Genomic DNA, 22205 nt, shown 5'->3' on the forward strand with positions numbered 1-22205 from the left:
ATCGTGCGCCCATGGTTGGAATGGGTCCGGGAAAAAAGCAACCCCGGCCGGGGCCGGGGTTGCGGGTACGCATTGAAGCTTTGCCAGCGTAACTTACTGGCAGGTGCCGGGGCGATAGCGCGGCGGAATGGTGGAGTTAGGACCGCAAACCCAAGCCACCGTGCCCTGCGTGGTGTTCGCGGTGCCGGTCAGGACGATCGTGCCGGTCACGCCCGGGATGCTCTTGGAGGTCGCGGTCACCACGCAGCCGGCGTTGGCGACGCTGGCGACATAATGCGAGGTCTGGGTCGGCAGGATGTTGCCGGTCGGACAGGCGCTGTTGGAGGCGACGTATTCCGCGATCGCGGTACGGCCGGACGAGGCGGCGGTGATGACTTCCGACACCTTGGCCTTCTTGGTGTAGTCGCTGTACGCCGGCAGCGCAATGGCGGCCAGGATGGCGATGATGGCCACCACGATCATCAGTTCGATGAGGGTGAAGCCCTGCATGTTCTTCTTCATAAGGTGAACCTCGGTTTGGTTGATGGAAAGGGACACATTCTTTCCCCCGTGTCCCCCATGAAGTGGACCGTGGGTGCCGTGGACAGCCACGCGCAAGGTTCAAGTCGCAGGAAACATGCCAAACACCTTGCGGGATGCAGTTGGCTTTATCCGCTGCGAATTTCCCCGAGCGCAGACTAATCTCATGGTTTGCACGGTTCAATTGACCATTTGCGTCAAAAAGTGACGCGAATGGTCAGTCTGGAATCGTGGCACGGGCCAATTGGAATTTTCCTCACAGAACAAGCAATTGTGGGGGAGTATCGGGCGTTGCAACCCGACGAAAGGCGTGCGCACGATGGGTTCGACGCTGTTGTGGTGATGGCAATCACGTATTTGACGGGTTGTGTCGACCCGGGTGCCCAAAGACGCATCACGGGTCGTCGATGAGGCCGGATCAGAGTATGACCCGGTCTTATTCCATCCCCAGCTTTCTGAGCCGCGCAGCAGCATGCGTAGCCAGGTTGGCAGGGGGTATGTGGGCACGGGGGTCCTGCTCAACCTGCCGGTACAGTTCCGCCGCCTCCTGCGTGCGCCCCAGCTTTGCCAGCAGGTCCCCCATGCGCAGGCGATAGTCGGGCAGCGGCAGCAGCGCCTCGGCCCGGGCTTCGGCGGCCAGCGCGGCTTCCGTTTCGCCATCGTGTTCCAGCACCAAGCTGTAGTTGTGCCAGACCTCGTGGCGGTCGCGGCGCAGGCGCAGGCCGGATTCCAGTTCGCGACGCGCGACCGCGTAGTCCCCGCCTTGCAGGGCAATCAGGCCGCGCAGCTCGTGCGGATCGGCCGCGCCGGGCTGCGACCGTTCCGCTTCATCCAGCGCGCGCAGCGCGTTTGCCCTGTCGCCCAGCAGGACGTAGCCGTTGGCGATGCGCAGCCAGTTGGTTGCAACGGGCGCGATTCGCGCCGCTTGCCAGATCGAGACGGCACCGAGCAAGAGTGAAGCTGCAAATCCCAGCGAAACAGCGGACCAGCGCCGCGCGCGCATCCATTCGTACAGCCATGCCGCCCAGAAAGCCGTTCCCAGGACGAATGGCGCGACGATGTTGGAACGGAAACGGTCCTCGGCGAAGAACACGGCGATGGTGAAGAGCCCCATCGACACCGGGGCAAGCACCAGCCAGCCGCGAGCCTGCTGCCGCACCAGCAGCAACAGACCGGGCACGCCGAGCGCGAACAGCCAGCCGAACGGCTGCGGCAGCGCTTTCAGCAGCGGCGAGAAGCGTTGCTCGTCCCGGTAGGTGCGGTTGTTCGGCACTTCGGTGTACGCGCTGAATTCGCCGAGTTTGCGGAGGCCGTTGCGAACGCTCTGCCATTTGTGCGCGAGGATGTATGACGTTGCTCGGCTGCGCCAATAACGCTCCACCTGTCCCGCGTCCAGTGGATGTCCGGTGCGACGCTGCGCTTCGGCAGCATAGGCCCGCTGGACCTCGCTGGGATGGCGGTACCGCACGAAGGAGGGGAAGCCCGACCGCGAAAGGGGGTTTTCCGGGTTGTACAACTGGTGCAGGACTACGCCGCCGTTGGTGGGTACGAAGCTCCAGCGGCCGGTGGCGGCGACGTTGCGCGCGGTCAACGCGGCCAGCGGCAGGGACAGGCCGAACAGGAACAGCGCGCAGGCGCACGCCAGCCGCGCGTGCGGCAGGTCGCGCCAGCGCAACGCGGGCAGGATCGCCAGCGCCAGCACCGCCATCAGCAGCAGGTTCGCGCGCAGCGCCACGCCGATGCCGCAGTACAACCCGAATCCCAGCCATGGCAGCAGGCGCGAGGTACGGGAGACGCGCAGGGCGAACCATACCCACCATGCCAGCCACGCGGTAACCAGCGTGGTCTTCAGCAACATCATGGTGAAAGCCATCGCCGGGCCGAGCGCGGCGTAAATCGCGGCAGCGACCAGTCCGATCTTTGGCCGACCGAATTCGCGGGCGATCAGGATCAGGGCGAACGCAGTGCCGACATCAGTCGCCACCTGCAACAGGTAGATCGGGAACACGCCACCGGCCAGCTTGAACGAAAGTCCCAGCAGGTAGCCGTACAGGGGATCCATGAAGCCGAATTCCGGCGTCATGCCTCCGCTGCCAAAGGCGACGTCCAGGCCGAAGCGGCGGTAGTAGTCTTCGTCCGGCCCGATCTGGAAGGTCAGCGGACTCTGCAGCGCGTACAGCAGGTGCACGAAGCGCAGCAGGGCCACCAGGGCCAGCACGGCGAGGGCGGTCCGCCGGTCGCGGTCGTGCGGAACGGGGCTGGATGCGTCGGGATGGATGGACATTGCCGGGAGTCGGGATGCGTCGCGCGGGGACGGCAATATAGCCGTTGCGCGCTCCAGTCCCGCCGTGGCGCGGTGCCAGCTTGGCATGGGTCACGTTTTTTTTTGCGCAACGAGGCTATCGCTACTGCAGTCGTGTCCCGGGCTCAGGCCTCCACCGCGTGCGACTTCACGCCCAGGGTCCGCGTCGCCTTCATGCCGCTTGCCGGGCCAGGGGCTGGATGCGTTCCAGATCGCCGGCCAATGCGTCGCGGGCGCGTTCGGTGTCGTAGCGCGCCTGGCCGCGAAGCCAGTAACCGTCCGACAGGCTGAAGTAACGGCAGAGGCGCAGATCGGTATCGGCGGTGATGGCGCGCTTGCCGGCGACGATGTCGCCGATGCGCTGCGGCGGCACGCCGATGTCCCTGGACAGGCGGTAGCGGGTGATGCCCAGGGGCTCCAGGAATTCGTGCAGCAGGATCTCGCCGGGATGGATGGGGGGAAGTTTGCGTGCCATGGCTTCGTAACCTCGAATCAGTGATAGTCGACGATCTCGACATCTTCGGCGTCGCTTCCGGTCCATCGGAAGCAGAGACGGAACTGGTCGTTGATGCGGATGCTGTGCTGACCGGCCCGCTTGCCCTTCAATGCTTCCAACCGGTTGCCCGGCGGAATGCGCAGATCATCAAGGTGGCCTGCCCAATCCAGTTGCTCCAGTTTGCGTCGGGCCGGCGTCGCGATGTTCGCGAACCGCTTCACCGCGTTGCGCTCGAACAACGCCTGCGTGTCCTTGCAGCGGAAGGAGCGGATCGACATGGCCAGATATTAACGCATTGCGTTAATAACGTCAAGCGTTAATGATGCGGGGCTGCGCCGCACAGGGTGGGCACGACGTGTCCACCCTCACCACTTCGCGTCGAACGCATCCTGTAGGAGCGGCGTAAGCCGCGACCGAACCGCCCGGACCAGCGGCATTGTCCGCGAAGCGCCGGGACCTGGCGGTCGCGGCTTACGCCGCTCCTACGGGGTGGGGCGGGGCAATTCAGCCGCCACGCAGCTTTTCGCGGATGGCGCGCAGTTCCTTGGCCGCGATCCGGTCCTTGTCGCGTCCCAGCGCTTCCTTGGCGGCGATGAGGTCGTCCAGGCCGATGGCGCGCACGCGGCGGCCGAATAGATCGATTTCGACCGCATCGCTGGCCACGCGGGCGTAGTCGCCCACGCCGGTGATGCTGCCGAGCAGGTCGAGCGCGCCCCAGTCGGTGCTCAGGTAGAGGTTGTCCAGCGCCGTGCCGGGCGCAGGTTCGTCGAGGAACGAGCGGCGCGGCATCGAGAGGCGGTGTTGCGGGTGCAAATCGTGGAAGGCATCGCGCAGCTTCTCGATATTGGCGGGGGTCAGCACCGCACAGACATCCCCGTCGCGGGTCAGCAGGCTGGAGCCATGCAGCATGGCGGCATAACCGCCGACCAGGACGAACTCGATGCCGGTTTCATCGAGCCGTTGCAGCAGGCGTTGCAGGTCGCTCATGCAGGTCGCGTCCAGCGCGTTCCAAGGCAAGCGCCAAGTCGAGTGCGTCCTGGTGCTGCAGGGCACGCTGCTCGTAGGTCAGGCGCAGGTTGTCCTCCAGCAGGCCGATGTCGATGCCGGCGCGCAGGGCCTCGCCGATGGCGCCAGTTGGCGTGGCGGGGTCGCGGGTCATGGCCGGATGCTACTCCATCCCCAGGTTCTTCAGCTTGTAGCGCAGTGCGCGGAAGGTGATGCCCAGCTGTTCGGCGGCCTTGGTCTTGTTCCAGCGGGTGGCTTCCAGGGCCTTCTGGATCGCGGCGCGCTCCATCTGCTCGATGTAGCCGGGCAGGGCGCCCGGGGCGCCGGGGGTGATCGGCGGGTCGTCGAGCGCGGGGTTGAAGGTGGCGTCGCCGCGCATGGTGGTGTCGCCGCGGCGCGCGCCGGGTTGCGGCAGGTACAGGTCGGGGGCGTCGATGCGGTCGCCGGCGGCCATCGCCAGCGCGCGCTCCAGGATGTTCTCCAGCTCGCGCACATTGCCCGGGAACGGGGAGGCGGCCAGCGCGTCGAGCGCGGCCGCGGTCGGCTGCGGCGCGGCGCGGCCCTGCTGCGCGGACAGGCGCGCGAGGATCGCCCCGGTCAGGCCCGGCAGGTCGGCGGCGCGTTCGCGCAGCGGCGGCACGCGCAGCTCGATCACGTTGATGCGGTAGTACAGGTCGTGGCGGAAGCGGCCGTCGGCCGCCAGTTCGCCCAGGTCCTTGTGCGTGGCCGAGAGGATGCGCACGTCGACCGCGACTTCGGCGGCGGCGCCGACCGGGCGCACCGACTTTTCCTGGATGGCGCGCAGCAGCTTGACCTGCATCGGCAGCGGCAGCTCGGCGACCTCGTCGAGGAACAGGGTGCCGCCGTTCGCGGCCTGGAACAGGCCGGGCTTGTCGGCGTGGGCGCCGGTGAAGCTGCCCTTCTTGTGGCCGAAGAACTCGCTTTCCATCAGCTCGGCCGGGATCGCGCCGCAGTTGACCGGCACGAACGGGCCGGCCGCGCGCGCGCCCTGCTCGTGGATGGTGCGCGCGACCAGCTCCTTGCCGACGCCGGATTCGCCGAGGATGTACACCGGCGCCTGGCTGCGCGCGACGCGGGCGATGGTGTCGCGCAGCTGCGCCATCGCCGGCGAATCGCCGAGCAGGCGGCTGGCCAGCTCGGGCGGCGGCGGCGGCGCCGGCGCGCGCTCGGCGTTGTTGAGTTCCAGCGCGTGCCTGACCAGGCCGCGCAGCACGCTGATGTCGACCGGCTTGCTGACGAAGTCGAACGCGCCCTTCTTCAGCGCCTCGACCGCCAGCTCCATGTTGCCGAACGCGGTGATCATCGCCACCGGGGTCTGCGGATGGTTGCGCGCGATCTCGCCGACCAGGTCGAGGCCGTCGCCGTCGGGCAGGCGCATGTCGGTGAAGCACAGGTCGTAGCGGTTGCGCGAAAGCAACTCGCGTGCGTCGCCGAGATTGGCGGCGGTATCGACCCGCAGGCCCATGCGGCCGAGGGTCAGGGTCAGCAGTTCGCGGATGTCGCGTTCGTCGTCGACGATCAGTGCGTTGCGCGCTTCACTCATGATTTCCCTGCACTCCCCCCGGACCAAGTGTAGCGGTTGCGCCGGGATAGGGATAGGCAGCCCCGCCTGCAGGAGCGGCGTGAGCCGCGACCGCCATCCACGAGCGCTTCGCGGAAGCTTTCGCGGGACCGGACGATTCCCGATCGCGGCTCACGCCGCTCCTACAGGGGATGATGCGGCCGGGAACCGGCCGGGTCTGCGGAATCGTCCGCGGGGCGTGGCGGTCGCGGCTCACGCTGCGCCTGCGACAGCCGGGTCATTCCGGCAGCAGCGTGTGCGGGCCGGGCACGGTGACCCGGAAGCAGCTGCCGCCGCCGGGCACGGAGATGTATTCCAGCGTGGCCTGGTTGCCGCGGCACAGCTCGCGGGCGATGTACAGGCCAAGGCCGGTGCCGTGCTCGGAGGTGGTAAAGAACGGTCGGAACAGCTGCGCGGCAACCGCGTCGGGGATGCCCGGGCCGCGGTCGATCACGTCGACCAGCGCGCGCTGCTGTTCGCCGGGGAACACGCGCAGCCGCACCCGCGCCGGTTCGCCGGGCAGGCGCCCGTAGTTCAGCGCGTTCTGCACCAGCACGGTCAGCACCTGCTGCAGGTGGCGCGGGTCGATCATCGCCGGCACCGCCTGGGTGCCGGCGATGACCTCCAGGCTGTCGGTCTCGATCGACATCGACTGGCGGAATTCGTCGACGAAGCGGCGCGCGAACCAGTTCAGGTCGACGTTCTCGGGCTTGGCGCGCTCGCGCCGGGCCAGGCCGAGCACGCTCTCGACGATGCCGTTGGTGCGCTGGCACTGCTGGTGGATGATCTGCAGCAGGCGGCGGTCGGCTTCGTTCATCTGCTTCGATTCCTCGAGCAGCTGCACGGCGTAGTTGATCGCGGCCAGCGGGTTGCGGATCTCGTGCGCCAGGCTGGCCGAGAAGCGGCCCAGCGTGGTCAGGGTCAGCGACTCGGCGCGGCGCGAAACCACGCTGGCGTCGTCCAGGAACACCAGCGACAGCTCGCTGCCGGCCAGCAGGCGGGCGAAGCGCGGCTGCACTTCCTGCTGGTCGGGCGCCAGCTGCAGCGGGGTCTCGTCGCCCTGCCAGCCGTTGCGCCACTGCTGCAGGCGCCGCGCCAGTTCCGGCGACAGCTTCGGCAGGTGCGCGCCGCGGCTGTCGGCGGCCTCGCCGCCTTCGCCGAGCAGCAGGCTGGCGGCCTCGTTGGCCAGGCGGATCCGGTAGTCGGCGTCGATCACCAGCACGCCGGTGCGCATGCGGCGGATGATCAGTTCGTTGATCTCGACCAGGCTGGCGACCTCGGCGCCGCGCTGCTCGGCCAGCCGTTCGTTGCGCCGCGCGCGCTCGCCGATGCGGCCGGCCAGGTAGCCCACGGCCAGGAAGCTGACGATGTACATCACGATCTCGGCGAACGGGCGGTCGCCGGTTTGCGGGCCGAACACCTCGAACAGGTATTCGCCCAGGATCGCCGCCGCCGCCAGCATGGTCACCGCATAACCCGTGCGCGGCGGCAGCAGCACGCAGGCGATGGCCACGTTGAACAGCAGCAGCATCGCGATGCCGGAAACCGCCTGCGGCAGGATCCAGATGAACGCCGTCGCCACCGCGATGTCGACGCAGGCGCCGACCAGGGTCAGCCCGTACAGCCACCGCGGCCAGCGGCTGAGCAACAGCATCGCCAGCGCGAACAGCAGGTAAAAGACGGTGAGGGCGGTGGCCAGCAGCGGCGCGTGGACCACGCCGAGCACGTCCGACAGCGGGCTGGCCAGCAGCCCGGCGAGGATGCCGGCCTCGAGGGTCCGGTACAGGGCGAAGAAATACAGGTCGAGCCGCGATGAGGACTCGAGTTGCCCGATGATCGCGCGGCCCTGCTTCAAGGGGTGGTTTCCAAGCGGTGGTTTCCCGGGTGGCTGGCACGATTATAGGGGGGCGGAGCGGACGCCCGCCATGCATGCCCGGCGGGCGGGCGGCGGCGCGGAACGGGCGCTCCCGGACCCGGCCTTTTGCGCTGCAGCAACGCTTCGGCGACAATAGCGGGCCCATCCGCCGCCCCGCCCCCGGCCCGGTCCGGTCGCCCGACGACGCGATGCGTTTTCGTTCTCCCCATCACGGTGACGCATGAATTTCCACGAATATCAGGCCAAGCAGCTGCTTGCCGAATACGGTATCCCGGTCCCCCCCGGCAAGGTCGCGGCGACCCCCGACGAAGCCGTCGAAGCCGCCAAGTCGCTCGGCGCCGGCCCCTGGATGGTCAAGGCGCAGATCCACGCCGGCGGCCGCGGCAAGGCCGGCGGCGTCAAGTTCTGCAAGACCGTCGACGACGTCAAGGCCGCCGCGGCCGGCATGCTCGGCAAGCGCATGGCCACCTACCAGACCGCCGGCGTCGAGCTGCCGATCAACCTGGTGCTGGTGACCACCGCCGGCGAAATCGTCAAGGAACTGTACCTGTCGGTCCTGGTCGACCGCGGCACCAAGACCATCACCTACATCGTCTCGGCCGAGGGCGGCGTGGAGATCGAGCAGGTCGCGGCGGAAACGCCGGAGAAGATCCACACCCTCAGCGTCGACTTCGTCGAAGGCGTGCAGGGCTACCAGGGCCGCGAGATCGGCTTCAAGATGGGCCTGACCGCGAAGCAGGCCGGCCAGCTGGCCTCGATCATGGTCAACCTGTACCGCATCTTCAACGAGAAGGACCTGTCGCTGGTGGAGCTTAACCCGCTGGCGATCCTCGACGACGGCAACCTGTACGCGCTGGACGGCAAGTTCAACAGCGACGACAACGCCGGCTTCCGCCACAAGGAACTGGTCGCCATGCGCGACAAGAGCCAGGAAGACCCGACCGAAGTCATCGCCTCGGAACTGGACATCAACTACGTGACCATGGACGGCAACATCGGCTGCATGGTCAACGGCGCCGGCCTGGCGATGGCCACGATGGACGTGATCAAGCTCAACGGCGGCGAGCCGGCGAACTTCCTCGACGTCGGCGGCGGCGCCAACAAGCAGCGCGTCATCGAGGCGTTCAAGCTGATCCTGTCCTCGGACAAGGTCAAGGCGATCTTCGTCAACATCTTCGGCGGCATCGTCCGCTGCGACATGATCGCCGAGGGCATCATCGACGCGGTCAAGGAAGTCGGGGTCAAGGTCCCGGTGGTGGTGCGCCTGGAAGGCACCAACGTGGAAGAGGGCAAGCGGCTGCTGCGCGAAAGCGGCATGGCGATCATCCCCGCCGACGACATCAACGACGGCGCGAAGAAGGCCGTGGCCGCATTGGCCGCCTGATCCCACGAGAACCTAGGAAAGAACCATGTCTGTCTTGATCAACAAGAACACCAAGGTGATCGTGCAGGGCTTCACCGGCCAGCAGGGCACCTTCCACGCCACCCAGATGGTGGAATACGGCACCCAGGTCGTCGGCGGCGTGACCCCGGGCAAGGGCGGCACCCAGCACATCGAACTGCCGGTGTTCAACACCGTGCGCGAGTCGGTCGAGGCCACCGGCGCCGACGCCTCGGTCATCTACGTGCCGCCGCCGTTCGCGGCCGACGCGATCCTGGAAGCGGCCGCGGCCGGCATCAAGGTGATCGTCGCGATCACCGAGGGCATCCCGGTGCTGGACATGCTGCGGGTGAAGAACGTGCTGACCCGCACCTACCCGGACGTGGTGCTGGTGGGCCCGAACTGCCCCGGCATCATCACCCCGGGCGAGTGCAAGATCGGCATCATGCCGGGCCACATCCACAAGCCGGGCAAGGTCGGCATCGTCTCGCGCTCCGGCACGCTGACCTACGAGGCGGTGAAGCAGACCACCGACGTCGGCCTCGGCCAGTCGACCTGCATCGGCATCGGCGGCGACCCGATCAACGGCCTGAACTTCGTCGACTGCCTGAAGCTGTTCAACGAGGACCCGCAGACCGAGGGCATCATCATGGTCGGCGAGATCGGCGGCGACGCCGAGGAAGCCGGCGCCGAATACATCGCCAGGCACGTCAAGAAGCCGGTGGTCGGCTTCATCGCCGGCGCCTCGGCGCCGAAGGGCAAGCGCATGGGCCACGCCGGCGCGATCGCGTCGGGCGGCAAGGGCACGGCCGAGGGCAAGTTCGCGGCGATGGAAGCGGCGGGCGTGACCACGGTGCGCTCGCCGGGCGACCTGGGCGCGGCGATCGCGGCGCGGTTGAAATAAGTCCTTCGCGAAATGCAGTTCAAGGAAGCCGCCCCCCGGGGCGGCTTCCTGCTTTTGGGCGAAGTCGGGAACCGGCCCCTCATCCGCCCCTTCGGGGCACCTTCTCCCGCAAGCGGGAGAAGGGTTGCGGGCAAGCCGCTCCGTTGCCGCGATGCGCCGGATAACCCCTCTCCCGCGTGCGGGAGAGGGAAAGCGCGCGATGCGCGCGAGGGTGAGGGTACGGCTTTCCCCTACAGACAGCGTCAATGCGCCCTGGAACCATTCGCGTCTCCACACCTGGGGAAGGGCCCCTGGACATGCGCGAAGGACAGAAGACCAAGCTCGCCCGCCACCTGCGGCGAGCCATGACCGACGCCGAGCGTTCGCTCTGGCACCACCTGCGCAATCGCGCCTTCATGGCCCACAAGTTCCGCCGGCAGCATCCCGTCGGTCCCTATATCGCCGATTTCGTCTGTCTGGAACGTCGGCTGATCGTCGAACTCGACGGAGGCCAACACGCCGGCGATCCCCGCGACGAAACCCGCGACCGCGTGCTGCAAGCCGCCGGTTACCGTGTCCTGCGATTCTGGGACAATGACGCACTAGCGAGCCAGCAAGTGGTGCTCGCCGTGATCTTCGATGCATTGAACGATCCGTCTTCCGCGAGTGCGGGACAGGACACAATACGGCAGCCGACATGACCCCAACCCTCCGCATCGCCCTGGCCCAGTCCGACTTCCCGGTCGGCGACGTCGCCGGCAACGAGAAGCGCATCGTCGAGATGATCGGCCGGGCGCGCGACGAATCCGGCGCCGACATCGTGCTGTTCCCGGAACTGGCGGTCAGCGGCTACCCGCCGGAAGACCTGCTGATGCGGCCGTCGTTCCTCGCCGACTGCCAGGCCGCGCTGGAGCGCATCGCCGCCGCCGCGCGGGGGATCGTCGCCGTGGTCGGCTGGCCGGAAAGCGCCGGCAGCGTGCTCTACAACTCGGCCAGCGTGCTGCGCGACGGGCGCGTCGCCGCGACCTACCGCAAGCGCGAGTTGCCGAACTACAACGTGTTCGACGAACGCCGCTACTTCCATGTCGATCCGGACGGCGGCCCGTGCGTGTTCGAAGTCGGGGGCGTGCCGGTCGGGCTGGTGATCTGCGAGGACCTGTGGTTCCCCGAGCCGCTGGCCGACACCGCGCGCGCCGGCGCGCAGCTGGTGCTGGTGCCGAACGCGTCGCCGTTCGAGCGCGACAAGCACGCGCAGCGCGATGCGCTGCTGGCACAGCGCGTGGCCGAGACTGCCGTCGACGGCCGGGGCGTCGCGCTGGCCTACCTCAACGTGGTCGGCGGGCAGGACGCGCTGGTGTTCGACGGCGCCTCGGTGGTCGCCGACGGCGACGGCCACGTGCACCAGGCGGCGCGCGCGTTCTCCGACCAGTGGCTGGTGGTCGATTACAACGCGGCCACGCGCAAGTTCGCGCCGGTACGGTGGGATGCCGAGGAGGACGAAGGCCGCGATTCGCTGGCGTGGCGCGCGATCGTGCGCGGCATCCGCGACTATTGCGGCAAGAACGGCTTCGCGAAGGCGTGGCTGGGCCTGTCCGGCGGCATCGATTCGTCGCTGGTGCTGGCGCTCGCCGTCGATGCGCTGGGCGCCGACAACGTCGCCGCGGTGCGCATGCCGTCGCGCTACACCGCCGGCCTGTCGAACGACCTGGCGCAGGAACAGTGCGACGCGCTGGGGGTGGAGCTGATGGCGTTGCCGATCGAAAGGCCGTTCCAGGGGTTCCTGGACACGCTGGCCGACGCCTTCGCCGGCAGGCCGGCCGACACCACCGAGGAAAACCTGCAATCGCGCATCCGCGGCACGCTGATGATGGCGATGAGCAACAAGTTCGGCGGCCTGCTGCTGACCACCGGCAACAAGAGCGAATACGCGGTCGGCTACGCGACGATCTACGGCGACATGTGCGGCGGCTACGCGCCGATCAAGGACCTGTACAAGACCGAGGTCTTCGCGCTGGCGAAGTGGCGCAACGCGATCGCCGGCGAACCGGTGGTCCCGCCCGCGGTGATCGAGCGCCCGCCGACCGCGGAATTGCGCGAGAACCAGAAGGACCAGGACTCGCTGCCGCCGTACGACGTGCTCGACGCGGTCCTGTACCGCTACGTCGACCTGGAGCAGTCGCGCGACGAGATCGTGGCGGCCGGCTTCGACGCCGCCATCGTCGACCGGGTGCTGCGGATGGTGCGGGTCAACGAATGGAAGCGGCACCAGGCCGCGCCGGGGCCGAAGGTGTCGCGGCGCGCGTTCGGCCGCGAGCGGCGCTACCCGATCACCAACAAATATCCCGCGTGATTGCAGGAGCGGCGTAAGCCGCGACCGGGAAGCATCCGGCTCGGCGGAATTTTCCGCGGAGCGTCGATCATGGCGGTGGCGGCTCACGCCGCTCCTACGCAAAAGCGAAGGGGCCTTGCGGCCCCTTTCGTCATTCCCGGTCGTGGCGGTCGTCGTTGTCCACCGCCGACTTCTCGCCGGCGAACGGATTGAGCCGGCGCAGCGACGACGGATAGTCCGGCCAGTCGCCCTGCAGCCACGGGTGCTGCGGGTCGTTCTGCTGCAGCACGCGGCGGGCGTCGTCGGCCAGGGTCTTGTCGCCCAGGTGGGTGTAGGCCTCGCCGAGCACGGCGATGGCGTCGTACTGGTACTCGCTCTGCGGATAGGTTTCCAGCAGGTATTTGGCGCGGTTGGCCGCCGAGACCCACGCGGTGCGGCGCAGGTAGTACAGGGCCGTGTCCAGCTCGTGGCGGGCGAACTGGTTGCGCAGCTTGATCATGCGCTGGCGCGCGTCGGCGGCGTAGCGGCTGGTCGGGTAGTTGTCGGCGACCTTGCTGAAGTCGCTGTAGGCCTGCATCGGCGTGCTCAGGTCGCGGCGGCTGGCGTCCAGGCGCCAGACCTTCTGCAGGAACACCGTGTCGCGGCTGGAATTGCTGAGGCCGCGCAGGTAGTACATGTACGGGATGTTGCGCTGGGTCGGGTAGGTGCGGATGTAGCGGTCGATGGTGGAGACCGCATCCTCCAGCTTGCCGGACTTGTACTGGGCGTAGGCGGTTTCCATTTGCGCCTGCTCGGTGTACGGGCCGTACGGGTACTGCGCGATCAGCTTCTTGAAGGTGGTCTCGGCCTTGGACCAGTTGTTCCGGGCCATCGCCTCGTGGGCTTCCTGGTAGATCTGCGCGGCCGGCGCGCCCTGCAGCGGATCGCCTTTCTTCTTGAACATCTTGCAGCCCGTGCCCAGGGAGGCGACGGCCAGGATCATCAGCACCGGGCCGATGCTGCGGAAGGGGGCGGGAAAGCGCTGGGACATGGGCGGGCGGCGGATTACGGCTGGGAAGCGAAGGGGCGATGATAGCCTAGACGCCGTCCGGGCCATGAACGTCCGGCCAACACCGACCCTTCCCCCTAGCCGTCCGTTCCCGCGCATGACTGATTCCCCCGCCCCCGACCCGAATCCCGACCCGCTCGACGAAGCCGCCGGCCCGCGCCGCGCCGCGGTGCCTGCCGCCGCCGCCGGCCGCCGCTTCGACGCGGTACTGGCCGAGCTGTTCCCGGAGGTCTCGCGCTCGCGGCTGGCCGAATGGATCAAGTCCGGCGACGCGCGCCTGGACGGGCAGGTCGTCCGGCCGCGCGACCCGGTGCGCGCGGGGCAGGTCGCCAGCCTCGATGCGGTGCTGGACACGCAGACCCATGCGCTGCCGCAGGACATTCCGCTCGACGTGCTGCACGAGGACGAACACGTCTTCGTCGTGAACAAGCCGGCCGGGCTGGTCGTGCACCCCGGCGCCGGCAATCCCGACGGCACCCTGGTCAACGCGCTGCTGTTCCGCGACCCGGCGCTGGCCGCGCTGCCGCGCGCCGGCATCGTGCACCGCCTCGACAAGGACACCAGCGGCGTCATGGTCGTCGCACGCACGCTGCAGGCGCACGCGTCGCTGGTCGAACAGCTGGCGGCGCGCGACGTGCACCGCCAGTACCTCGCGGTCGTGGTCGGCGCGATGGTCAGCGGCGGCACCGTGCGCGCGCCGATCGACCGCCATCCGCGCGACAGGCTGAAGATGGCGGTGCGCGACGACGGCCGCGATGCGGTCACCCACTACCGCCTGCGCGAGCGCTTCCGCGCCCATACCGCGGTGGAGTGCCGGCTGGAAACCGGCCGCACCCACCAGATCCGCGTGCACATGGCGCACATCAAGTACCCGATCGTCGGCGACCCGCTGTACGGCGGGCCGCTGAAGCTGCCCAAGGGCGCCGCGGACGAACTGGTCGCCACGTTGCGCGGCTTCAGGCGCCAGGCGCTGCATGCGGAGACGCTGGAGTTCGCGCATCCGGTCGGCGGCGAACCGGTGCGCGCCACCGCGCCGGTGCCGCAGGACATGCTCGAGCTGATGGCGGCGTTGCGCGCCGACCGCGAGGCGAACCCCGCATGAGCGCGGCGCCGGACAAGGGCGTGCTGCCCGCCGACTGGCCGGCGCCGCCCGGCGTGCACGCGTTCACCACGCTGCGTTTCGGCGCGGGCGCGTCGGAGAAACCGTTCGACCGCTTCAACCTCGGCCTGCGCAGCGGCGACGACGTGCGCGCGGTCCAGGCCAACCGCAACGAACTGATCGATCGCTTCGGATTGCCCGGCATGCCGCACTGGCTGCAACAGGTGCATGGCACCGACGTCGTCCGCGCCGATGCGCTGCGGGCGCGGGAAGGGCAGGAGCCGGTCGCCGACGCGGCGGTCACTTCCAATGCCGGCGCCGTGCTCGCCATCCTCACCGCCGACTGCCTGCCGGTGGTGTTCGCGGCGAAGGACGGCAGCGAAGTCGGCGCCGCGCACGCCGGCTGGCGCGGCCTGGCCGCCGGCGTGCTGGAGAACACCGTCGCGGCGATGAAGACGGCGCCGCAAGACCTGGTCGCGTGGCTCGGCCCCGCCGCCGGGCCGCAGGCCTACGAAATCGGCCGGGAGGTGTTCGACGCCTTCGTCGCGCGCGACCCGCGCGCCGACGCGGCGTTCGCGCCGACGCGACCGGGCCACTGGAAGGTCGACCTGTACGCGCTGGCGAAACTGCGCCTGGCCGATGCCGGCCTCGCGCCGGACGGCGTCTTCGGCGGGACTCTGTGCACGATCGGCGACGCGAGGCGCTTCTTCTCGCACCGCCGCAGCACGGCCGATGGAAGCGGGCGCACCGGGCGCATGGCCACGCTGGTGTGGCGCGACGCGTGAACGCGGCGCGGCTGGCGGCGTTTTTCCTCGTCGGCCTGTTGCCGGCCTGCGTTGCGACCGCACCGCCGGCGTCGACGCCGGCGCGAGGCGCGGCCGAAGCGCCGGGCTGGATCCGCAGCGAACTGTACTTCGGCGTCGGCGCGGAGCGCTCGATAGCAGCAGGCGGGGTCGCCAGCCGCCCGCAGGATGCGCCGATCGGCGAGGCGCAATGGCGCGACTTCCTCGACCGCGAGGTGACGCCGCGTTTCCCCGACGGCCTGACCGTGTTCGATGCCCGTGGCCAATGGCGCTACCGGGATGCGGCCACGCCAACCCGCGAGAAGACCAAGGTGCTGGTGATCCTGCACGAGGACACGCCGCGGCATCGCGCCGACATCGAGGCCATCCGCGATGCCTGGAAGAAGGCGACCGGGCACGAGTCGGTGCTGTGGTCGCGCGACCAAGTCGAGGTGTCGTTCTGAAGTGCCGTATTCTGCGCATGGCCGGGAACAGGGCGGGTACGCCGCCCGGCGTCCGCGCAGGAGGCAGGCAGTGGGCTTCGACATCATCCGCGACGACCTCTCCGGCGACGCTTCGCGTGCGCTGCTGGCGCTGCATTTGCGGCAGATGCACGCCAACTCGCCGCCTGGCAGCGCGTTCGCGCTGGACCTGTCGGGCCTGCGGCGGCCGGACGTGGAAGTGTGGAGCGCCTGGCGCGGCGGACGCATCGCTTCGATCGGCGCGTTGCGCACGCTGGGCGACGGCAACGGCGAACTGAAATCGATGCGCACCCATCCGGACTTCCTGCGCCGGGGCGCGGCCGCGGCCATCCTCGAACACATCGTCGCCACGGCGCGTGCCCGCGGCATGCCGCGGCTGAGCCTTGAAACCGGCAGCGGCCCGGCATTCGAGCCGGCGCTGGCGCTGTACCGGCGGCGGGGCTTCGTGCCGGGGCCGGCGTTCGGCGATTATGCCGCCAGCGACTTCAACCAGTTCCTGCACCTGGCGTTGTGAACGCCGCCACCGGATACGCGCGAACCGCATGAACGCCCCGTTCCCTTCCGACCGATTCCGCCCGCGCTGGTTCGTCGCCGGCGACCTCAACGGTTTCTTCGGCCTGGTGGTCGACAACCTGTCGATCCTCGGCTTCATCGCCGCCGTCCTCGTCGGCGCGTTCGGCTTCCCGGCCGACGTGGTGTTCGGGAAGATGTTCCCCGGCACCGCGCTGGGCGTGCTGCTCGGCAACCTGGCCTATACGTGGATGGCGCGCCGGCTGGCGGCGAAGACCGGGCGCGGCGACGTCACCGCGATGCCGCTGGGCCTGGATGCGCCGACCAGCATCGGCATGGCGCTGCTGGTGCTGGGCCCGGCCTTCGCCGGCTTCAAGGCGCAGGGCATGGACGAACACGCTGCCGCGATGTCCACCTGGCAGCTCGGCATGGCCTCGCTGGTGGTGATCGGCCTGTTCAAGACCGCACTGTCGTTCGCCGGCGACTGGGTCACGCGCGTGCTGCCGCGCGCGGCATTGCTCGGCTCGATCGGCGGCGCGGCGCTGACCCTGCTGGGTTTCCTGCCGCTGGTGGAACTGCTGCGCGAGCCGGTGGTCGGCTTCACCACCTTCGGCCTGCTGCTGTACGCGCTGGTGGCGAAGGGGAAACTGCCGGTGAAGTTGCCCGGCGTGCTGTTCGCGCTGCTGGTCGGCGTCGCGCTGCACTACGGGCTCGGCCTCGGCGGGCTCGGCGCGCCCGGCTTCGCGCTGCCGGAGGCGATGCGGCTCGGTTTCACCCTGCCGCTGCCGACGCCCGGCTTCGTCGCCGGCCTGCCGCACACCGTGCCGTACCTGCCGCTGCTGCTGCCGTTCGGCCTGCTGATGGTGGTCGGCGGCATCAACGTGAGCGAAAGCGCGCGCGCCGCCGGCGACGACTACCGCACCCGCGACGTGCTGCTGGTCGAGGCGCTGGCCACGCTGGTCGCCGGCGTTTGCGGCGGCGTCGCGCAGACCACGCCGTACATCGGCCAGCCGGCGTACAAGCACATGGGCGCGCGCAGCGGCTACACGCTGCTGGCCGGCCTGTTCGTCGGCCTGGGCGGCGTGTTCGGCTACGTGTCCGGGCTGGTGCAGTGGCTGCCGGTCGCGGTGCTGGCGCCGATCATCGTCTACGTCGGCCTCGACATCGCCGTGCAGGCGTTCCACGAAACCCCGCGCCGGCACGCGATCGCGGTGGCGCTGGCGTTCCTGCCGGCGATCGCCTACCTGCTCGGCATCAAGCTCGGCAATCCGGCGCTGCTGCCGCCGGAGAAGTTCGTCGCATTGTTCGAATCCGGCGAAGGCCAGGGCTTCTCCGACCTCGCCACGATCGCCACGCTCGGCAACGGCTTCATCATCACCGCGATGCTGTGGGCGAGCGCGCTGGTCGCGCTGCTCGACGGCCGCATGCGGCTCGCGGCGCTGGTCCTGTTCGTCGCCGCGGCGGCGACGTCGTTCGGCGTGATCCATTCGGTCGATCCGCGCGGCGGCATCTACCAGCCGTGGGAACTGCAGGGCCTGCGCGCGCGCCTGGCCTTCCAGTTTTCAATGGCTTACGTCGCGCTGGCGATTGCGCTTTTGCTGCTTTCGTTGCAGAAATCGAAACCGGCCGGCTGATCTTCATCCGGCGTGGAGCCGCGCCGGCTATCCTGCGTGCCGGCTTCGTCACCAGTCCGCGGGACCGCGATGGAACCCACTGTCTTCCAGCAGGTATTGCGCGCGCCGTTCTTCAGCATGCCGGACGCGGTGCGCGCGCTGCACAGCATCCGCGGGCGCGGCGAATACGCCGGGCGCGCCAGCATCGAGCGTGGCAAGGGCCCGCTCGCGTGGCTTTGCGCGACCTGCGCCGGGCTGCCGCCGCGCATGCGCGATGCGCCGACGCGGGTCGAATTCATCGCCGACGCCCGGCGCGAGATCTGGAAGCGCGATTTCGGCGGCAGGAGGATGTCGTCGAAGCTGTATTGCCGCGACGGCCTGTTGTGCGAGCGCCTCGGCCCGGTGCAGTTCCGCTACGAACTGCACATCCACGAAGGCACGGTGTACTGGAACGTTGCCAGGGTGCGGCTGTTCGGGCTGCTGCCGCTGCCGGCGCGCTTGTTCAACGGCGTGCAGTGCCGCGAACGCGAGCACCAGGGCCGCTACGAGTTCCGCGTCGAGGCCGCGTTGCCGCTGGTCGGCCCGCTGATCCGCTACGAGGGCTGGCTGCAGCCGGCCGACGGCGGGTAGGGGCGCGCCGCGCCCCCGCGGTTCGCGGCCTGCATCGATAGAATGCACGCACCCCCACGCGAGGAAACTTCCCGATGACCGCACAGACCCGCGCCGAGCTGGCCGCCGTGCCGGGCGTCGCCGCGCAGCGCGACGCCGCCACCCGCGATTTCGTGTTCAACCACACCATGCTGCGGGTCAAGGACCCGCGGGCTTCGCTCGACTTCTACACCCGCGTGCTCGGTTTCACCCTGGCGCGCAAGGTCGATTTCGAGCAGGCGAAGTTCACGCTGTATTTCCTCGTCACCGTCGACGACGCCGGCGCCATCCCCGACGGCGACGAGGAACGCCGGCAATGGCTGGCGCAACAGCGTGGCGTGCTCGAGCTGACCCACAACCACGGCACCGAACTCGAATCCGGCCCGGTCTACCACGACGGCAACCGCGAGCCGCGCGGCTTCGGCCACATCTGCGTCAGCGTGCCGGACATCCGCGCCGCCTGCGCGCGCTTCGAGGCGCTCGGCGTGCCGTTCCAGAAGCGCCTGAGCGACGGCATGATGAAGAGCATCGCCTTCATCAAGGACCCGGACGGCTACTGGGTCGAGATCATCCAGCCGGCGCCGCTGGACTGAGGCGAACGCCGCTGCCGCCCAGGGAAGGCAGCGGCGGGGTGTTGGTGGCCAGCCGGTCCCCGGCCGGCCCCTGAATCCGCATCTTGGCGGGGCTTGAAACGTTCCGTCGCAACCGCATTTGGGTAGCATTGCCGGCCGCAGGCTGGCCATCTTTTCCCGAGGGAATCCCGATGCGGATGGACAAACTGACCTCGCGCTTCCAGCAGGCGCTGGCGGACGCGCAGTCGCTGGCCGTGGGCCGCGACCACAACATCATCGAGCCGGTGCACGTGCTGACCGCGCTGCTCGACCAGAGCGGCGGCAGCACGCGGCCGCTGCTGGCGCAGGCCGGCGTCAACGTGCCGGTGCTGCGCGAGCGGCTGGGCGAGGCGCTGGACAAGCTGCCGAAGGTCTCCGGGCAGGAGGGCAACCTCTCGATCGGCAACGACCTGACCCGCCTGCTCAACCAGACCGACAAACTGGCGCAGCAGCATGGCGATGCCTTCATCGCCAGCGAATGGTTCGTGCTGGCCGCGGCCGACGACAAGGGTTCGCTCGGCACCGCGCTGCGCGCTGCCGGCGCCGACCGGAAGAAGATCGAGGCCGCGATCGACAAGGTGCGCGGCGGCGAGAGCGTGCAGTCGGAGAATGCGGAAGACCAGCGCCAGGCGCTGGAGAAGTACTGCATCGACCTGACCGCGCGCGCCGAATCCGGCAAGCTCGACCCGGTGATCGGCCGCGACGAGGAAATCCGCCGTACCATCCAGGTGTTGCAGCGGCGCACCAAGAACAATCCGGTGCTGATCGGCGAGCCCGGCGTCGGCAAGACCGCCATCGTCGAGGGCCTCGCGCAGCGCATCGTCAACAACGAGGTGCCCGAAGGCCTGCGCAACAAGCGCGTGCTGTCGCTGGACATGGGCGCGCTGATCGCCGGCGCCAAGTTCCGCGGCGAGTTCGAGGAACGGTTGAAGGCGGTGCTCAACGACCTGGCCAAGAACGAAGGCCAGATCATCCTGTTCATCGACGAACTGCACACCATGGTCGGCGCCGGCAAGGCCGAGGGCGCGATGGACGCCGGCAACATGCTCAAGCCGGCGCTGGCCCGCGGCGAGCTGCACTGCATCGGCGCGACCACGCTGGACGAATACCGCAAGTACGTCGAGAAGGACGCCGCGCTGGAGCGCCGCTTCCAGAAGGTGTTCGTCGGCGAGCCGAGCGTCGAGGACACCATCGCGATCCTGCGCGGGCTGAAGGAACGCTACGCCGTGCACCACGGCGTCGAGATCACCGACCCGGCGATCGTCGCCGCGGCCACGCTGTCGCACCGCTACATCGCCGACAGGCAGTTGCCGGACAAGGCCATCGACCTGATGGACGAAGCCGCTTCGCGCATCCGCATGGAGATCGACTCCAAGCCCGAGGAACTGGACCGCAAGGAGCGCCGGCTGATCCAGCTGAAGATCCAGCGCGAGATGCTGAAGAAGGAGAAGGACGAAGCGTCGAAGCAGCGCCTGGCCGACCTGGAGGCCGACATCGAATCGCTCGAGCGCGAGTTCGCCGACCTCAACGAAGTGTGGAAGGCGGAAAAGGCCGCGCTGCAAGGCGCCACCCGGATCAAGGAACAGATCGAACAGGCCAAGGTCGAGCTGGAGGCCGCGCAGCGCGTGCAGGACTACGCGAAGATGAGCGAGATCCAGTACGGCAAGTTGCCGGCGCTGGAGAAGCAGCTGGTCGCCGCGCAGGAGGCCGAGAACAAGGAATTCAAGCTGGTCCAGGACAAGGTGACCGCCGAGGAGATCGCCGAGGTCGTCAGCCGCTGGACCGGCATCCCGGTCAGCAAGATGCTCGAGGGCGAGCGCGAGAAGCTGCTGAAGATGGAGGACGCGCTGCACGGGCGCGTGGTCGGCCAGGACGAGGCGATCAAGGTCGTTTCCGACGCGATCCGCCGTTCGCGCGCCGGCCTGTCCGATCCCGGCCGGCCGACCGGCTCGTTCCTGTTCCTCGGCCCGACCGGCGTGGGCAAGACCGAGCTGTGCAAGGCGCTGGCCGAGTTCCTGTTCGATTCGCAGGACGCGATGGTGCGCATCGACATGAGCGAGTTCATGGAGAAGCACGCGGTGTCGCGGCTGGTTGGTGCGCCTCCGGGCTACGTCGGCTACGAGGAGGGCGGCTACCTGACCGAAGCGGTGCGCCGTCGCCCGTACAGCGTGATCCTGCTCGACGAGGTCGAGAAGGCGCACCCCGACGTGTTCAACATCCTGCTGCAGGTGCTCGACGACGGCCGCCTGACCGACGGCCAGGGGCGCACGGTCGATTTCCGCAACACGGTGATCGTGATGACGTCGAACCTCGGCTCGCACCAGATCCAGGAGCTCGCCGGCGACGATTCCGCCGAGGCCTACACGCAGATGAAGGCTTCGGTGATGGCGGTGGTGCAGGCGCATTTCCGCCCCGAGTTCATCAACCGCCTCGACGACATCGTGGTGTTCCATCCGCTGGACAAGGCGCAGATCAAGTCGATCGCGAAGATCCAGCTGGCCGGCCTCGAGAAGCGGCTGGCCGAGCGCGGCATCAGGCTGGAACTGGACGACAGCGCGCTGGCGCTGCTGGGCAACGTCGGCTTCGATCCGGTCTACGGCGCGCGCCCGCTGAAGCGGGCGATCCAGCAGCAGCTGGAGAATCCGCTGGCGCAGAAGATCCTCGCCGGCGAATTCGGCAGCGGCGACACGGTGCGCGTGCGTGCCGAGGGCGGGCACCTGGCGTTCGCGAAGGGCTGACGGAAGCACGTCGCCGAAACGGAACGGGAGCCTCGCGGCTCCCGTTTTCCATTGCATCGCCGCGGAGCCGCTTCAGCAGCAGCGGAACCCGCGGCCCCCGCCGAAGCGCGCTTCCTGCCGTTCGCGGAAGAAGGTCTTGTAGTCCATGACCTCGCGGTCGGGATGCTTCTCCAGCATGTGCCGGACGTAGTTGTCGTAGTCCGGCACGCCGCAGCACAGCCGCGCGGTCTGCACCAGCCGGCGCCACACCCGCTTGTGCGTGGCGTAGTGGCCCAGCGGGACGAGCGCGGTGCCCATGGCC

At 68.9% G+C, this 22205-nt stretch carries 21 protein-coding genes and 2 pseudogenes; 12 read left to right on the forward strand and 11 right to left on the reverse strand.

The window, feature by feature from the left end:
* Positions 1–93 precede the first annotated feature (93 nt).
* The 9 genes and pseudogenes from CSC71_RS15670 to CSC71_RS09015 form a co-directional block, all read right to left on the reverse strand.
* The gene (locus CSC71_RS15670; RefSeq protein WP_162374026.1) at positions 94–501 is read right to left on the reverse strand and encodes a pilin; all 408 of its coding nucleotides are present in this window, start codon (positions 499–501) and stop codon (positions 94–96) included.
* Between the two features lie 454 nt (positions 502–955).
* Positions 956–2803 (reverse strand): tetratricopeptide repeat protein, encoded by a 1848-nt coding sequence (locus CSC71_RS08985; RefSeq protein WP_162374027.1) that lies wholly within the window; start codon positions 2801–2803, stop codon positions 956–958.
* Between the two features lie 190 nt (positions 2804–2993).
* On the reverse strand, positions 2994–3296 hold the full coding sequence (locus CSC71_RS08990) for a HigA family addiction module antitoxin (RefSeq protein WP_162374028.1): 303 nt from the start codon (positions 3294–3296) through the stop codon (positions 2994–2996).
* A 17-nt stretch (positions 3297–3313) separates the two neighbouring features.
* A complete protein-coding gene (locus CSC71_RS08995; protein ID WP_162374029.1) occupies positions 3314–3595 on the reverse strand; it encodes a type II toxin-antitoxin system RelE/ParE family toxin in 282 nt (93 codons plus the stop codon).
* A 226-nt stretch (positions 3596–3821) separates the two neighbouring features.
* Positions 3822–4304, reverse strand: coding sequence for a nucleotidyltransferase (locus tag CSC71_RS09000; protein ID WP_162374030.1), 483 nt, complete (start codon positions 4302–4304; stop codon positions 3822–3824).
* Complete coding sequence (locus CSC71_RS09005; RefSeq protein ID WP_162374031.1) at positions 4267–4476, reverse strand: hypothetical protein; 210 nt, start codon at positions 4474–4476, stop codon at positions 4267–4269. The genes CSC71_RS09000 and CSC71_RS09005 overlap by 38 nt, the downstream gene beginning before the upstream one ends.
* A 9-nt stretch (positions 4477–4485) precedes the next feature.
* A pseudogene (locus tag CSC71_RS15750) lies at positions 4486–4656 on the reverse strand (helix-turn-helix domain-containing protein); the annotation flags it as partial.
* Positions 4657–4721: 65 nt separating this feature from the next.
* Positions 4722–5886 (reverse strand): annotated as a pseudogene (locus CSC71_RS09010) (sigma-54-dependent transcriptional regulator); the annotation flags it as partial.
* Between the two features lie 256 nt (positions 5887–6142).
* Positions 6143–7759, reverse strand: a complete 1617-nt coding sequence (locus tag CSC71_RS09015) for an ATP-binding protein (RefSeq protein WP_162374033.1) — start codon at positions 7757–7759, stop codon at positions 6143–6145.
* A gap of 241 nt (positions 7760–8000) precedes the next feature.
* On the opposite strand from CSC71_RS09015, the gene sucC reads away from it, so the two are divergent.
* The 4 genes from sucC (at position 8001) to CSC71_RS09035 (ending at position 12394) form a co-directional block, all read left to right on the forward strand.
* The gene (gene sucC, locus CSC71_RS09020) at positions 8001–9164 is read left to right on the forward strand and encodes an ADP-forming succinate--CoA ligase subunit beta (protein WP_162374034.1); all 1164 of its coding nucleotides are present in this window, start codon (positions 8001–8003) and stop codon (positions 9162–9164) included.
* 25 nt (positions 9165–9189) lie between these two features.
* Positions 9190–10065: a succinate--CoA ligase subunit alpha gene (sucD, locus tag CSC71_RS09025; RefSeq protein WP_162374035.1), complete on the forward strand. Its 876-nt coding sequence runs from the start codon at positions 9190–9192 to the stop codon at positions 10063–10065.
* A 296-nt stretch (positions 10066–10361) separates the two neighbouring features.
* Positions 10362–10745, forward strand: a complete 384-nt coding sequence (locus CSC71_RS09030; protein ID WP_162374036.1) for an endonuclease domain-containing protein — start codon at positions 10362–10364, stop codon at positions 10743–10745.
* Positions 10742–12394 carry an NAD+ synthase gene (locus tag CSC71_RS09035; protein WP_162374037.1) on the forward strand — a complete coding sequence of 551 codons (1653 nt, stop codon included), beginning with the start codon at positions 10742–10744 and terminating at the stop codon, positions 12392–12394. The genes CSC71_RS09030 and CSC71_RS09035 overlap by 4 nt, the downstream gene beginning before the upstream one ends.
* A 130-nt stretch (positions 12395–12524) precedes the next feature.
* On the opposite strand, the gene CSC71_RS09040 is transcribed toward CSC71_RS09035, so the two are convergent.
* A complete protein-coding gene (locus CSC71_RS09040; protein WP_162374038.1) occupies positions 12525–13403 on the reverse strand; it encodes an outer membrane protein assembly factor BamD in 879 nt (292 codons plus the stop codon).
* A gap of 115 nt (positions 13404–13518) precedes the next feature.
* Here CSC71_RS09040 and rluD point away from each other — a divergent pair, with 115 nt between their 5' ends.
* The 8 genes from rluD (at position 13519) to clpB (ending at position 21904) form a co-directional block, all read left to right on the forward strand.
* Positions 13519–14523, forward strand: a complete 1005-nt coding sequence (gene rluD, locus CSC71_RS09045; RefSeq protein WP_162374039.1) for a 23S rRNA pseudouridine(1911/1915/1917) synthase RluD — start codon at positions 13519–13521, stop codon at positions 14521–14523.
* The gene (pgeF, locus tag CSC71_RS09050) at positions 14520–15305 is read left to right on the forward strand and encodes a peptidoglycan editing factor PgeF (RefSeq protein WP_162374040.1); all 786 of its coding nucleotides are present in this window, start codon (positions 14520–14522) and stop codon (positions 15303–15305) included. The genes rluD and pgeF overlap by 4 nt, the downstream gene beginning before the upstream one ends.
* Entirely contained in the window at positions 15290–15766 is a 477-nt protein-coding gene (locus tag CSC71_RS09055; protein ID WP_162374041.1) for a DUF3574 domain-containing protein, read from the forward strand. The genes pgeF and CSC71_RS09055 overlap by 16 nt, the downstream gene beginning before the upstream one ends.
* 70 nt (positions 15767–15836) lie before the next feature.
* Complete coding sequence (locus tag CSC71_RS15465) at positions 15837–16298, forward strand: GNAT family N-acetyltransferase (protein ID WP_246192109.1); 462 nt, start codon at positions 15837–15839, stop codon at positions 16296–16298.
* Between the two features lie 28 nt (positions 16299–16326).
* Positions 16327–17928, forward strand: a complete 1602-nt coding sequence (locus CSC71_RS09065) for a hypothetical protein (RefSeq protein WP_162374043.1) — start codon at positions 16327–16329, stop codon at positions 17926–17928.
* 69 nt (positions 17929–17997) lie between these two features.
* Positions 17998–18537 carry a DUF4166 domain-containing protein gene (locus tag CSC71_RS09070; protein ID WP_162374044.1) on the forward strand — a complete coding sequence of 180 codons (540 nt, stop codon included), beginning with the start codon at positions 17998–18000 and terminating at the stop codon, positions 18535–18537.
* A 74-nt stretch (positions 18538–18611) separates the two neighbouring features.
* Complete coding sequence (gloA, locus tag CSC71_RS09075) at positions 18612–19148, forward strand: lactoylglutathione lyase (RefSeq protein ID WP_162374045.1); 537 nt, start codon at positions 18612–18614, stop codon at positions 19146–19148.
* 170 nt (positions 19149–19318) lie between these two features.
* Complete coding sequence (clpB, locus tag CSC71_RS09080) at positions 19319–21904, forward strand: ATP-dependent chaperone ClpB (RefSeq protein ID WP_162374046.1); 2586 nt, start codon at positions 19319–19321, stop codon at positions 21902–21904.
* Positions 21905–21976: 72 nt separating this feature from the next.
* On the opposite strand, the gene CSC71_RS09085 is transcribed toward clpB, so the two are convergent.
* Complete coding sequence (locus CSC71_RS09085; RefSeq protein ID WP_162374047.1) at positions 21977–22201, reverse strand: YbdD/YjiX family protein; 225 nt, start codon at positions 22199–22201, stop codon at positions 21977–21979.
* Positions 22202–22205: the final 4 nt, after the last annotated feature.

Origin of the sequence: Pseudoxanthomonas sangjuensis, assembly GCF_010211755.1 — a bacterium.
In the GTDB taxonomy this organism is placed as follows: domain Bacteria; phylum Pseudomonadota; class Gammaproteobacteria; order Xanthomonadales; family Xanthomonadaceae; genus Pseudoxanthomonas_A; species Pseudoxanthomonas_A sangjuensis.

Excerpts from the sequence above, each read along its gene's own strand:
- CSC71_RS15670 (WP_162374026.1), bottom strand. The coding sequence starts at position 501 with ATGAAGAAGAACATGCAGGGCTTCACCCTCATCGAACTGATGATCGTG.
- CSC71_RS08985 (WP_162374027.1), bottom strand. The coding sequence starts at position 2,803 with ATGTCCATCCATCCCGACGCATCCAGCCCCGTTCCGCACGACCGCGAC.
- CSC71_RS08990 (WP_162374028.1), bottom strand. The coding sequence starts at position 3,296 with ATGGCACGCAAACTTCCCCCCATCCATCCCGGCGAGATCCTGCTGCAC.
- CSC71_RS08995 (WP_162374029.1), bottom strand. The coding sequence starts at position 3,595 with ATGTCGATCCGCTCCTTCCGCTGCAAGGACACGCAGGCGTTGTTCGAG.
- CSC71_RS09000 (WP_162374030.1), bottom strand. The coding sequence starts at position 4,304 with ATGAGCGACCTGCAACGCCTGCTGCAACGGCTCGATGAAACCGGCATC.
- CSC71_RS09005 (WP_162374031.1), bottom strand. The coding sequence starts at position 4,476 with ATGACCCGCGACCCCGCCACGCCAACTGGCGCCATCGGCGAGGCCCTG.
- sucC (WP_162374034.1), top strand. The coding sequence starts at position 8,001 with ATGAATTTCCACGAATATCAGGCCAAGCAGCTGCTTGCCGAATACGGT.
- sucD (WP_162374035.1), top strand. The coding sequence starts at position 9,190 with ATGTCTGTCTTGATCAACAAGAACACCAAGGTGATCGTGCAGGGCTTC.
- CSC71_RS09030 (WP_162374036.1), top strand. The coding sequence starts at position 10,362 with ATGCGCGAAGGACAGAAGACCAAGCTCGCCCGCCACCTGCGGCGAGCC.
- CSC71_RS09035 (WP_162374037.1), top strand. The coding sequence starts at position 10,742 with ATGACCCCAACCCTCCGCATCGCCCTGGCCCAGTCCGACTTCCCGGTC.
- CSC71_RS09040 (WP_162374038.1), bottom strand. The coding sequence starts at position 13,403 with ATGTCCCAGCGCTTTCCCGCCCCCTTCCGCAGCATCGGCCCGGTGCTG.
- rluD (WP_162374039.1), top strand. The coding sequence starts at position 13,519 with ATGACTGATTCCCCCGCCCCCGACCCGAATCCCGACCCGCTCGACGAA.
- pgeF (WP_162374040.1), top strand. The coding sequence starts at position 14,520 with ATGAGCGCGGCGCCGGACAAGGGCGTGCTGCCCGCCGACTGGCCGGCG.
- CSC71_RS09065 (WP_162374043.1), top strand. The coding sequence starts at position 16,327 with ATGAACGCCCCGTTCCCTTCCGACCGATTCCGCCCGCGCTGGTTCGTC.
- CSC71_RS09070 (WP_162374044.1), top strand. The coding sequence starts at position 17,998 with ATGGAACCCACTGTCTTCCAGCAGGTATTGCGCGCGCCGTTCTTCAGC.
- gloA (WP_162374045.1), top strand. The coding sequence starts at position 18,612 with ATGACCGCACAGACCCGCGCCGAGCTGGCCGCCGTGCCGGGCGTCGCC.
- clpB (WP_162374046.1), top strand. The coding sequence starts at position 19,319 with ATGCGGATGGACAAACTGACCTCGCGCTTCCAGCAGGCGCTGGCGGAC.
- CSC71_RS09085 (WP_162374047.1), bottom strand. The coding sequence starts at position 22,201 with ATGGGCACCGCGCTCGTCCCGCTGGGCCACTACGCCACGCACAAGCGG.